The sequence below is a fragment of the Corynebacterium sp. c7Ub_26 genome (genome assembly GCF_053760365.1).
In genome coordinates, this window is the sequence record NZ_JBSNBL010000001.1 from 136,788 (window position 1) to 149,224 (window position 12,437).

At 59.1% G+C, this 12,437-nt stretch carries 9 protein-coding genes; 7 read left to right on the forward strand and 2 right to left on the reverse strand.

The features are described from left to right. Window positions 1–51 precede the first annotated feature (51 nt). On the forward strand, window positions 52–1,392 hold the full coding sequence (gene manA, locus ACWORE_RS00610) for a mannose-6-phosphate isomerase, class I (RefSeq protein WP_455302034.1): 1,341 nt from the start codon (window positions 52–54) through the stop codon (window positions 1,390–1,392). 50 nt (window positions 1,393–1,442) lie between these two features. Here the strand turns inward: manA and ACWORE_RS00615 are convergent, their stop codons facing one another. Beyond that, on the reverse strand, window positions 1,443–2,759 hold the full coding sequence (locus tag ACWORE_RS00615; RefSeq protein ID WP_455302036.1) for a hypothetical protein: 1,317 nt from the start codon (window positions 2,757–2,759) through the stop codon (window positions 1,443–1,445). Between the two features lie 325 nt (window positions 2,760–3,084). On the opposite strand from ACWORE_RS00615, the gene ACWORE_RS00620 reads away from it, so the two are divergent. From ACWORE_RS00620 to ACWORE_RS00630, 3 genes are read left to right on the forward strand one after another with little or no spacing between them, the layout of a single operon-like run. Further along, window positions 3,085–3,552 (forward strand): S-ribosylhomocysteine lyase, encoded by a 468-nt coding sequence (locus ACWORE_RS00620; RefSeq protein WP_296136404.1) that lies wholly within the window; start codon window positions 3,085–3,087, stop codon window positions 3,550–3,552. After that, a complete protein-coding gene (gene mtnN / locus ACWORE_RS00625; RefSeq protein ID WP_406604939.1) occupies window positions 3,549–4,367 on the forward strand; it encodes a 5'-methylthioadenosine/S-adenosylhomocysteine nucleosidase in 819 nt (272 codons plus the stop codon). Before ACWORE_RS00620 ends, mtnN begins: the two co-directional genes overlap by 4 nt. Before the next feature lie 54 nt (window positions 4,368–4,421). After that, window positions 4,422–5,087, forward strand: coding sequence for a dTMP kinase (locus ACWORE_RS00630; RefSeq protein WP_296136398.1), 666 nt, complete (start codon window positions 4,422–4,424; stop codon window positions 5,085–5,087). Here ACWORE_RS00630 and ACWORE_RS00635 read toward each other — a convergent pair. Continuing rightward, window positions 5,081–7,270, reverse strand: coding sequence for a 6-carboxyhexanoate--CoA ligase (locus tag ACWORE_RS00635; RefSeq protein WP_455302038.1), 2,190 nt, complete (start codon window positions 7,268–7,270; stop codon window positions 5,081–5,083). The genes ACWORE_RS00630 and ACWORE_RS00635 overlap by 7 nt on opposite strands. A 97-nt stretch (window positions 7,271–7,367) precedes the next feature. Between ACWORE_RS00635 and mtrA the strand changes: the two genes are divergently transcribed. From mtrA to lpqB, 3 genes are read left to right on the forward strand one after another with little or no spacing between them, the layout of a single operon-like run. Further along, window positions 7,368–8,042 (forward strand): MtrAB system response regulator MtrA, encoded by a 675-nt coding sequence (gene mtrA, locus ACWORE_RS00640; protein ID WP_406604936.1) that lies wholly within the window; start codon window positions 7,368–7,370, stop codon window positions 8,040–8,042. After that, window positions 8,035–10,491 (forward strand): MtrAB system histidine kinase MtrB, encoded by a 2,457-nt coding sequence (mtrB, locus tag ACWORE_RS00645; RefSeq protein WP_455302040.1) that lies wholly within the window; start codon window positions 8,035–8,037, stop codon window positions 10,489–10,491. Before mtrA ends, mtrB begins: the two co-directional genes overlap by 8 nt. Next, window positions 10,488–12,386: an MtrAB system accessory lipoprotein LpqB gene (lpqB, locus tag ACWORE_RS00650; RefSeq protein WP_455302041.1), complete on the forward strand. Its 1,899-nt coding sequence runs from the start codon at window positions 10,488–10,490 to the stop codon at window positions 12,384–12,386. Before mtrB ends, lpqB begins: the two co-directional genes overlap by 4 nt. Window positions 12,387–12,437: the final 51 nt, after the last annotated feature.

The window sequence follows — 12,437 nt, forward strand, 5'->3', positions numbered from 1 at the left end:
TTTTGACCAGTACGTCACGCTGCACGATAGATATTTTTAATGGAGGTTTAGATGGTTCAGCCGCTCACTGGGGCAATTCGTACGTATCCGTGGGGGTCGCGCACGGCGATAGCGCAGATGGCTGGCCGGCCAACGCCGTCGGATCACCCTGAGGCGGAAATGTGGTTTGGTGCCCACCCGGGAGCCCCGGCAACAGTGGATGGCGAACCCCTGGATGTTCTCATCGCGTCGGACTCCGTCAGTGCCCTGGGCGCTGGCATGTCCCGAGCCTACGAGGGTCGGTTGCCGTTCCTGCTCAAGTTGCTCGCGGCGGATAAACCGTTGAGTTTGCAGGCTCATCCGACGAAGGAACAGGCGGAAGAGGGGTGTGCCCGGGAGGACACCCTGGGTATCGCGCGCGATGCGTTGGAGCGGAATTACCGCGATGATAATCACAAACCCGAATTGATCGTGGCGCTCACTCAGTTCGACGCGATGTGCGGCTTCCGCCCGATTGAGCAGACTCTTAAGCTTTTCGACGCGTTGTCCGTCCCGGAATTAGAGCGCTATCGTGTGCTGATCTCCGGGATTCTTCCCTCTGAAGGGTTGCGCAGCCTGGTCACGACGTGGATTACTCTTCCCTCTGACCAGCGCAAAACGTTGATCGCTGCCGTTGTGGAGGGGGCTCGGGCCTACCGTGACAGCGGTAAGACGGAGTTCGCGATGGTTGCCGACCATCTGATCGAGCTGGCCGACCGCTACCCGTCCGATCCTGGCGTCCTTTGCGCGTTGTTGCTGAACCACATTCGTCTTGAGCCGGGGGAGGGGATTTACCTCAACGCGGGCCAGCTGCACGCCTATGTTCACGGGTTCGGCGTGGAGATCATGGCGAACTCGGATAATGTACTGCGCGGTGGGTTGACCTCGAAGCATATTGATGTTCCCGAGTTGGTTCGCGTGCTCTCGTTCGATCCTCTGCCGGATCCGGTGATTACTCCGAATCAATTAACGACCGGCGGCTCGGCCTCGGGTGAGTCCGCAGGCTCGCAGTCCTCTGTGCAGGGTGTTTTTTATCCGACGCCGGCGCCTGAGTTCCGTCTGCAGCGCTGGGAGTTGAATTCGGGTCAGTCGGTTGCAGTATCGAGTGTGGCCAGCGATGGGAAGTCATTGTCGGAGGAATTGGTTGGGCCTGCGATTGTTCTGTGTACGCGCGGCACTGTTCATGTTTCGCAACCGTCGGCTGATGACGCACCAGCGTCGGAGGGTGATGACCACATTCGCGGTGATGGTTTTGGACCGCTGGATCTCACCCCCAGCCAGGCTGCGTGGATCCCCGACGATGCAGAAAGCACTCTCATGACGAATACCAGCGATGAACTCGCTGAAGTTTTCGTTGCGACGGTCGCAGGTTAGTCGGAGCGACTATTCGCCGGGCCGCCCGTGAGAAGCGCCGTCCCCGGCTACTACTCGCTAGAATCGTCGTCGGCGCTGTTCGGCCCGGTAACGGCGGTAGTGTGCGGAACGGTGCCAGTGGGCTCCTGCGTCGGCGCTCCACCCTGGTTGCCCTCATGTATTGCACTCGGGTGGGTCGTTGTCGGTTGGGCTGCTCCACCTCGAGAATTCGTGCCATTCTGTGTATCCGTCGGAGTGGGTTCTTGCGACGGCTGAGCAGATGGTTCGGATGGCGCCGGCGCTTGCGATGACCCGGGGGAATCCGCAGAATCGGTGGGCTTCGCACCACTAGACGGGTGGACGCTGTGTGCCTCCGAGGGGTTGGGGGTCTCGCTGCTCGGGGTGGGTTTCTCGTCGTTGTCGTCGGCTACCCACACTCCATCTTTGTTTCGATGCATGGGGACAGCTTCGGACTGTGCCTGCGCGACCGAATTGTCGATAATTTCCCGAGCTTGCTGCACCTGACTACTGCTCAGGACGCGTTGCAGGCTCTCTGGCGTCTTGGTAAACCAAAGCCCAATCCCCGGCGCGCTATCCGAATCGTCCGTGGACTCGCCGGCATCAGATGTGCCACTGTGCTGCCCTATTGCGGTGTTGCCGTTGTCGCGCGGGATGCCGAGCGCACCGAGGTGTGTCTCGCCCCGCTTGGTACCGGGAGGCAAGATGGGGTCCTCGTCCCACTGAGTGTTGGCGTTCGACTGCTCGTGGGATTGTGAATCGTTCCCTTGGGAGCTATTTTCGTTCGAGTCGTTTCCGGTGGAGCTATTTCCGCTCGAGCTGCGGTTATTCTTATCGCCGCTGGTAACACCGTTGCCGGACTGGTTATCTGACTGCGTGTAACCATTGCTCTCAGCGTTCCCGGAGTTTTTATTCCCCTGACCAGAGTTGGACGTGCCACCACCGTTCGACCCCTGTGAACCAGCGGCTTCAACGTCGTTAGTCTTGTCATTTGAAGACACCGACTCTGTCTCGACGGTGGTGGGGTGCTTCGTGGTCGACGAAGCTGTCTCGGGTGAGGAGAGCTTCCAGACGCCTACTCCGATCGCACACGCGAAAACCAGGCCAGTTCCGACGAAAGTGTAAATGGGGAGGCGGCCTCGTGACGGCGGGGTGCCGTTATAGACGACGCGTTCCGACGACACTGTTTGAGCTCCGTCGCTGGAACCAGAGAGCGAGGAACCGTCGGCAATTGGTGACGATGATGAAGATGATGCCGATGATGCTGAGCGTGATGACGGCGTCGATTGTGACGAGGAATTCGTGCGTGGAGAGTCGTCGCGTCGCTCGGACTCGGAATTATTCCCCGTGGTTGGATTGTTGTTGGTCAATCCGTGGCCTCCCTTGAGTGACGGCCGTCATCCCTTGTTTCCGCGGGAATTGGTACTCGCATCAATAACTGCGGAAGAGAATAACAAAAGAGTTACAAAATAGCTACGGACGTGCTGGTTTATGTGGGTAGCGTCGGCCGGCCGCGTTATTGCACCATCAGGCCACGAAGGTCAGGGCAAAGCAGTGATAGCCTGGATTGCAGCGTGGATAGAGAGCCATCAATGGGACATCACATGATCTATAATGTGATGAAAATTACTTCAATAGGTGTTCCGAAACACAACGGTAACTTGATATCTACCCACCATGATAGGAGTGAACACTGTGCCAAAGAACGTTGAAAGCTTTGAATTAGACCACACGCAGGTGGCTGCGCCTTACATCCGGCGCGCATCCGATTACGAGATCGCTGATGGCCACACGATCGTTAAGTACGACCTACGGTTCCGCCAGCCGAACAAGTCGCACATCGAGATGTCAACGATGCACGCGATCGAGCACAGCATGGCCGAGGCGCTCCGCGACCACTTAAAGGGAGTCATTGACTTCGGCCCAATGGGGTGCCAGACCGGCTTTTACTTGACCGTAGATACGACTGCCGACGGCCCCACCTGGGACGAAGTTGCCGACGCTGTCAAGAAGGCTATCGCGGATATCGAGAAGTGGGATTCCGTGCCCGGCGCGGGAATTAAGTCGTGCGGTTGGGCGGAGCACCATGATCTCGACGGTGCCAAGAAAGAGCTGGCAGAGTTCGATGCCCACAGCGATGAGTGGAATCAGGTTTTTGCGTGAGCGGTGACGAACCATCGGTCATGTCCGACGTTCCACGCCCGGGGCGTACCTATAGCGAATCTGATTCATCCGTAGCCCTGCTCATTGCGGCAATGCCGGAGGAATTCGAGCCGCTGAAAGCGCGCTTGGACGACGCTCACAGCGTCCACCTTCCCGGTATTCACGACGCTGTAGTGGGCCGTCATGGTGGCAAGACCATCCTGCTGCTTCTCAGCGGTATTGGGCTGGTGAACGCGGCGCACGCGGCCACTGTTGGGTTGTGTTTAGGGCCGTCCGTAGTGAGCGACGGAACTAGTAACGACGGATCCGCGAATGGCGCAGCGAGCCAATCCGCCGAGCCCGGCGAGATCGGCTGCGTGATGTCCATCGGCACAGCCGGTGTTGTACCTGGTCGTGCCTCAATTGGTGACGTCGTGGTAAGCGAGAAAGTTGTCCCGGGCGACTTCGACCTCACGGCATTCGGCTACGAGCGCGGTCAGGTGCCGGGCCTTACCGCGGGTTACCCGGGTGACCGCGACCTGTTAGCAGCTGCAGATGCCATGGAAGCCAAAGCGCTCGGCTTCGTCAGCGTGGATCGCTTTGTCGGCATCCCCGAGGCTGCCGCGATCCGCGAGATTTTTCCGGACGCGTCCGTCGTTGATATGGAATCTTCGGCTCTCGCGCAGACGGCGGTTCTTCATGAGACGCCGTTTATCTCAGTGCGGTCCGTGACCGACGTCATTGGGGAGTCTGAGACGTCCGTGCACCTTGATGAAGTTGATAATTCCTCGGTCCAGGCGGCTAATGCTGCGCTCGACATTCTTGGTCGGGTGTAGGTCGGCATCGGCCTCATTGCCGGCCATGTCCTAGCCGCGCGGTAGGCTCGGTGCATGATTGTTGCGTGTGAGGGCATCGACGGCGCGGGCAAGAACACTTTGGTCACGGCCATAGAAAAAGAGCTGGTGGAGAGGGAAAAGCCCGTCGCGCTGGTGTCTTTTCCCCGCTATAACGATTCTGTCCATGCCCAGTTGGCCCAGTCCGCGCTGTATGGGGGGATGGGGGATCTCGTCGATTCGGCGTGCGGGATGGCTACGTTGTTTGCCCTTGATCGCGCGGAGATCGCCGATGACATCGCCGAGTTGTCGGAGGACGGATATTTCGTGCTCATTGACCGTTTCGTCGCATCCAATGCTGCATACACCGCAGCGCGGTCGGGGTGGGATGGGCAATCGCCGTCGCAGGACAATCCCACGGTGTCGTGGATTGCCGAGCTCGAGTTCGAACGGCTAGGTATTCCGGTTCCGGATCTCCATATTTTCTTATCGACGCCACCGCGCCTGGCTTCTGAGCGAGCCGTGGCCCGCGAGGGCGAGGATGCGTCCCGCGCTCGCGACGCGTTTGAGAAGGATAGTGATCTGCAGCGACGGACAGCTGCAGCGTATGAAGCCTTAGCACGCGATCAGTGGCAGTCTCCATGGGTCGTTGTGAAACCCGGTGAAGTCACCCGGCAGGCAACCGAAGTTGTCGATGCCATCCTGCGACATCACGCTCACTGAGACATCAGGTCGCGCAGAGCGGCGATTAAGTGATCAAGATCGTCTCGCGTGTGAGTGGCCATCGTCGTCACGCGGAGGATCGCCCGACCGCGAGGGACCGTGGGATACCGAATCCCGGGGACGTGGAATCCGCGGTCGGATAGCCCTTGGGCAATGCGAACGGCATCGGCTTCGTCGCCAATAAAAATCGGGATGATGGGGGTGCTGTCGCTTGTTCCGTCGACCAGTGGGATACCGTGTTCGCGTAGCTGATTGCGCAGGTAAAGGGAATTATTCTGCAGTTGGTGGACACGTTCGGGCTCGCGCAGAATTGTCCTCACCGCAGCTTGTGTCGCCGCCACCGAGGCCGGCGCTGAAGACGTGGAAAATACATAGCCTCGCGCGCGGTTCCGCAAGAACTCAGCCACAGGGGTGGAACAACACACAGCAGCGCCCTCCGATCCAAGGGCCTTGGACGCGGTGACGACGAGCAGGTCCGGGCGCAAATCAGAGTCATCCGGCAATTCCGCGCCGGGCAAGGTATCCGCGCCGGGCAAGGTATCCGCGTCGGGCGAACAATCCGCGCCACCATCCTGTTGTCGTGCGTCGCTCCAATACTCGACGATGCCGCGACCAGTTCGCCCCAGCGTTCCCGTGCCATGCGCATCGTCGATAAGAACCCACGAACCATGAGCTTGGGCCAGTTGCATGATGCTGGGGAACGGGGCTATATCGCCGTTCATGGAAAACACGCCATCCGACACGATGAGTGTCCTGGGGCTTGCGCACTGGGCGAGTGCGTTCGCGAGGTGCTCCATGTCCTTGTGAGGGTAAATGTGTACCTCGGCGTTGCCCCGGGTAGCCATTCGGATTCCATCAATCAGGCTCGCGTGATTGAGCTCGTCGGAGAAAATGGTCATTCCGGCTGTGTTGGTGGGGGCGGTGCCGGGGGTCTCGGGAATATCAGTAGCCAGGGTGGCCAGAATCGCGCCATTTGCTTGATACCCGGTGCCGAAAAGGACGGCGTCGTCATACCCGGTGAACTCGGCCAGAGTTCGCTCCGCACTGGTGTGGATGGTGAAGTTTCCCGTGGTCAGACGGCTACCACCAGTTCCGGCGCCATATTGCTTAAGGGCCTCTGTCGCGGCAGCGATGACATCGGGATGTTCGCTGAGCCCCAAATAGTTGCTGGAGGAGAAGAGCACTGTCTCGGCTCCGGACACTGTGGTGTGTGGCGTGGGTGCCGACGAGAATTCCAGCGGATAGCGTCGCAACCCCCGGTTTTCCCACGTGGTGAGGGATTTTTCGGCGAACGTTGTGAGGTCGATCGTAGGGGTGGCGTCGGATGTATCGCTGTGCGGTGAATGAGCATCCTGTAGCGAGTGTGTATCCTGCGGTGGCCAAGGGATACCGTGCACAATGACCGCAGTGTTCTCGAGGTAATCGATGCAGTCGGCAATCTCGTCATCAGTTCCCCGCACAAGAAAAACACGCCCGCCCTGGGGGCTGCCCGAGGTTTTGATATTCTCAATCCGCACGTAGCGCCCAGGTGTGCTCACATATCCAGTTGTGTAATCGGGGTCATCAGAAATGCACAGTTCCGCGCACACGGCGGGGTGGTACTGCACTTTCGACGCTAGGGTCAGCGCCTCACAGTAATACGGTTTCGCCGCCGCCGAGGACGACATTTCTTCGGCAGCGTCGGCCCCCGTCGACATGTCATTATCCAACGCCGTCACACGAACACCACGGATATCTTTCGTATCCCGGCGCGCCCCGGTATCGGCGTCAAGGAGCATCGCGCCACGCATCCCCCGGATACGTGTCAGCGCGTTAAGCGCGTGCTCCGCGGCCGGAATTCCCGCGTCGCGAAGAATCTCCGTGATCGTGCGGTGAGCGTCGTCGACAGTTTGTGTATGGCGCGTCTCTCGGGTGAGAGCGGGAATATGTGTGATCTCGCCCTCGTCGACGCGGTGGACACTGACCACAACATCATCGGGTCGCCCATTCGAGTGTGTCCAGGCTCGGTGCTCCAACTCAGACACCGTACGCATAATGTCCGATGCGGACACGATGCGCTCCGCACCAGAAATATGTCGATCAGCACGATCACGTGATTCAGTGTGATCACAGGATGCACCGTCGCTGGTGCTGGGTGATGACGAGACCCGCGCGCTCGCCCGCATTTTGATGCTAAACCGCACCGTACACTCCTTTTATCAGGATCTGATGAAGGGTAATACCCGGAGCTATCGTAAGTTGCTGCGACTGTGTCACAGCCATATGCCAGAATATAGAAATATGAAGACAAAAATCCTCGTTGTCGACGATGACCCGGCCATTGCGGAAATGCTCATGATCGTCCTTCAAGGTGAAGGGTTCGATACGGTCGTGGTGGGTGATGGTGCAGAGGCCGTGACCGCCGCATCCAACGAGGATCCTGATCTCATTTTGCTCGACGTCATGCTGCCCAGTATGAACGGGGTGGACGTGTGCCGGGCTATCCGGAAGTCGTCAGGGGTGCCCATCGTGATGTTGAGTGCTCGGACCGACACTGTCGACGTTGTCCTGGGCTTGGAGTCCGGCGCGGATGATTACATCAATAAGCCGTTTAAGCCGAAAGAGCTGGTGGCGCGCGTTCGTGCGCAGTTGCGGCGTCGTGAGCAGGCCACGGGGGACACCATCCACGTCGGTGATTTGGTTATCGACGTTCCGGGGCACATCGTGAAGCGCGATGGGAAAGAGATTCCACTTACCCCCATCGAGTTCGATCTGCTTACCCAGTTGGCTAGCCGGCCGAAGCAAGTGCTCACGCGTGAGGAATTGCTGCGGGAAGTGTGGGGATACAAGCAGCCTACGGACACCCGTGTGTTGAATGTTCATATCAACCGCTTGCGGCTCAAGGTCGAGAAGGATCACAAGAATCCGAAGCTGATCCAGGCCGTCCGAGGAGTGGGTTACAAGATCGGTGAGTAGCGGAAATCCAGAGTCCCGTCCGGGACGATTACGACATCCCCTCTTTGATCCGAAAAATCAAGAGGGGCTTAGTGCACTTGTCCGCCCTTCGCTGCGTGATAACGACTCAGACGGCCACAGCCGCTGGCCACTGAGCATCCGGCGTTTGTGGCGTCGAATCATCGACAAGTGGCAGACATCCGCCCAGGTAAAAACCGTGGGGCGGATGTTTATTGCGTCGGCGATCGTTCTTTTCATCTTGGGCTTCGCGCTTATTTCTTTCATGACGACGCGGCTCACCCAAGCCAAAGTGGAGGCTGCCCAAGACGGTATCGATAGGGCCGGACGAGCTGTTGAGCAGCAGATTGATGCGTCGGACACCTCGAACTCGATTCAGGTTCGTATCAACGCGGCCAGAACTGCTTTGACCGAGTGCGGTGGGGGATCCGAGGCATCGGATTCGTCATCAGGCCCGGTCAATTCGGCTTATGAGCCGGTTCTGATTGCGCCGGATATCAATGGCGAGGACGTCGTTTCTCCCGATAACGTTCAGATACCGAAAAGCCTCAGGAATTTTATTCACGACAATCAGGTCGCGTACCAGTTCGATACGCTGCGACGCCCCGATGGAAGTCGGTATAAAGCTCTGATTATTGGTTCGCCGGTGTCCTCTGATGTGCAGGGATTAGAGCTGTACCTGATCTTGCCAATGGATAATGATGAGTCAACCTTGGCGCTGATGCGCGGGCTGATATCCAGTGGCGGGATTATCCTGCTTGTCGTGTTGGTCGGCATCGTCTGGACATTCGCGCAGCAGGTCACGACCCCTGTTCGCACGGCCAGCCGGACTGCTGAACGGTTTTCTCAAGGGCACTTGAGTGAGCGCATGGCGGTGAATGGCCGCGACGAGATGGCGCGTCTGGCCACGAGTTTTAACTCCATGGCGGACTCGTTATCTAAGCAGATTAAACAGCTCGAAGAGTACGGTGACCTGCAAAAACAGTTCACCTCGGATGTGTCTCATGAATTAAGATCACCCTTGACAACGGTTCGGATGGCTGCGGACATCATCGAAGACAACGCCGACAACCTTGACCCTGTAATGCGTCGTGCGTCGTCGTTAATGAATAAGGAATTGGGGCGTTTCGAGGGGCTGCTCAGCGACCTTCTGGATATTTCCCGTCACGATTCGGGTGTTGAGGAGTTGTCTCTCGAGCAGGTGGATTTGCTGGGCGCGTTGCATGATGCCTGGTTGCTGAACGTTCAGCTGGCGAAGAAACTCAACGTCCTTGTTCGGTTCCATGTGCCCAGTGAGCCGCTGTTTATGCCCATTGATACTCGACGGGTCAAACGTATTTTCCGCAATCTCATTGAGAACGCGCTGGACCATGCCGAGGGGAAGCCCGTCGATATCGCTGTTCGACGCAATGATCGGGCGGTGTCGATCATCGTGTTGGACCACGGTGTCGGGCTGAAAGCGGGCGAAGAAGACCTCGTGTTCAACCGCTTTTGGCGTGCCGATCCCTCCCGCGTGCGCCACCGTGGGGGCACCGGGCTGGGCCTGGCCATTGCCCGCGAGAATGCTGCCTTGCATGGCGGGAAGCTTGACGCCATTGGTGAAATTAAGGTCGGTTCCTGTTTCCGGCTGACCCTCCCGATCGACCCCGACGTTCCGGTTACGGCGAATGATGCTGCCTTGGATCTCGCAGTGGGGGAGAAGGCCGACGCGACCTTAGCGGCCTATCCGGAGCTGGCCGTGAAGACGTATGGCGCTGTTGATCACGCTGTCATTGAGCCTGCCGACGGCGACGAGGCGAGTGCTGGTGATTACGTCTCAGCTGGTGATGATGTTCACGCTGCCGGCGACGCTTACGTTGGTGGCGAGTTGAGTGATGTCGGTGCGGCTGGGGTTGGTGCTAGCGCTGCCGACGCTGGTGTGGCCGATGAACGCGGAGTGCCATCGGATGGCCAACAGGCGTTATTCGCCCCGTCGGCGGAGTCGTCTTTGAGCGGATCCACACAGAATGCTCATGCAGAAAGCTCGGATTTAGATCAGCCGAGGGAGGTTAGTGCTTCGGTTGCTGAGAGCGCACCATCAGCCGAATCTGCACAACCAACCGTAACTGCGGACGAAGTCGCCTCAGGCGAAATCGCCCCGAGTGAAGAGTGGCCGACGGTACATTCCGGATCCGCTGGCGACTCCGCCACCGGTGGTGACGTCGAAAATAGTGCTGCCGCCAGCGAGAAAGCTGTCGGTAGTGCAGGTGCCGACGGCCGTGGGGATGATTATCCTGCTGAGGATGATTATTACGGTACGGAGTTAGAGGAAATCAGCGAAGAAGAACTCCGCGCGGCCGCCGAAATGGACGACTTCGATCCCGAACCATCTGGATCGCTGCCCGTCGACACGCCCGGCAATGCTGACGCCCATACCGAAACCGCTCACACCGATGCTGAGGAGGACCAATGATGAACAAACCGTGGCCCTCGTCGCGACGCGGCCGTGTGATCGCCGTCAGCACTGCACTCTGCCTCGGGGTGGCCTCGTCATTGTCAGGGTGTGCCACCTTGCCCAGCCATAGCGATCCGAAAGCTATCCATTCCTACGCGCCGGGGGAGTCGGGGACAACTGTTCCCGGGCCCCAAAAGGGCGACGCCCCCGACGAAGTGCTCCGCGGCTTTTTCTCCGCCTCAGCTCACCCGTCGCATAGCCACAAGGCTGCTCGCGCATTCCTGACCAGCAAGTCGTCAGATGCATGGAAAGACGGCAATGATGCGTTCATCGTCCAGCAGCTCAACATTAATTCGTCGGGTCAACCGTTGGATGATGAAGCGACATTCGATGTGTCGGGCTCCACAATTGGCGTCCTGGGTGATGGGGGGACGTTCACCCCACGGAGCGGCTCCTACCGGTCACAATTCAAACTAAAGAAGGTGAACGGGGAATGGAGGATCTCGTCGGTACCTGAGGGCATCATCCTGCAGAGCGTCGACTTCGAACAGACCTATCGGGCCTACTCGGTGTACTTCTTGGACCACACTGGGCGATACTTGGTATCCGACCGACGGTGGATCTATTCCCAGCAAGACACGATTGAGTCGAGCCTCATGTCGCTCCTTGCCAGTGGGCCGCGTCAGGAACTCGCGCCCGGCATTGGTACCGCTCTACCTGCGGGAACGTCGATCACCGCGAAGAGCGACAAAGTCGGCGGGTCTACCGTCGATATCAAGGGGCTGTCGCAAGTTAGTAGCGACGATCGCCAAAAGATCGCGGGACAAGTAGTGTGGACGCTCATTCACGCCGATGTTCGCGGACCGTTTACCCTCATGGCGGACGGAGCGCCCCTTCTGGACCAGGCGCACAAGTCGCTGAGCGCGTCCGACGTTTCAGACCTCAACCCCGAACCGCCGGAGATGAACACCCTTCACGCCGTTGCGGACGGAAGCCTCGAGACGATCTCGGCTTCGGGCGCCACTGGTGATCGTGGCCCATTCGGGCGTGACGGCAAGATTCTCTCTGCCGGGATCACGCCGAATGGTGGTCTAGCTGCAGTCGTGGAACGCGACAACACCGGGGATGATGACGAAAGACGTGGCCAGTCAGGCAGTGGCAGTAGTGTTTTGCGCATCGGGCACGTGATGGATACTGACGCCGACACCCGGAATAGCCTGGAGGAAGCCGATGGGGCGGCTCAACCCATTGTGCGTGGTCGGACGCTCACCCGGCCGTCGTGGTCAGAAGACGGCACAGTGGCCTGGACCGTCGCCGATGGTAAGGAAATCCACCGCGTCGAATACCAAACCGGGATGGACAGCAAATCCGGGTCCGGGAGCGTCAAGAATGAATACATCGTGGATAACGACGCTCTCCGAGCCCAACTTCGTAGCGACGACGACGGCGACGACGAGAATAACGACCACAAGATCAGTGAATTCCGCGTCGCCAACGACGGTGTTCGGGCGGCCATGATCATCGGTGGCCGCGTGTTCACCGCGATTATCGCGCCGGGCGAGGGCGGTAAGAGCCGCATCATGTCTCCCCGCGAGCTGGGTGAGGTTTTTGTGGGCGACACCGCGACGAGCTTGGATTGGCAACCTGATGGTTCGCTCTTAATCGGCACGCAGTCGCAGGATGCGCCGATATGGAGTGTTCAACCGGACGGCTCCGACGCAACCAGGTTGACCTCGAACAACGTGCAGGCACCGGTGTCGGCCGTGGCATCCACGCGCAACGAGCTCTATATCACCGATTCGCGGTCTGTGCTGCAGCTGGAACGGAACAACTCGTCGGATACGGCGACGCAGAACTGGCGTGAAGTGCCAGGCCTGCAAGGCATTCGCGCCCAGCCGATCGTTTCCCGGTAGCGCGACTGGAGCACGACGCGGGGGAAACGCAGGCGACGAAGCGGCGGGGGA

Coding starts and splice junctions, on each gene's coding strand:
- lpqB (WP_455302041.1), top strand. CDS start 10,488: ATGATGAACAAACCGTGGCCCTCGTCGCGACGCGGCCGTGTGATCGCC.
- manA (WP_455302034.1), top strand. CDS start 52: ATGGTTCAGCCGCTCACTGGGGCAATTCGTACGTATCCGTGGGGGTCG.
- ACWORE_RS00630 (WP_296136398.1), top strand. CDS start 4,422: ATGATTGTTGCGTGTGAGGGCATCGACGGCGCGGGCAAGAACACTTTG.
- mtrA (WP_406604936.1), top strand. CDS start 7,368: ATGAAGACAAAAATCCTCGTTGTCGACGATGACCCGGCCATTGCGGAA.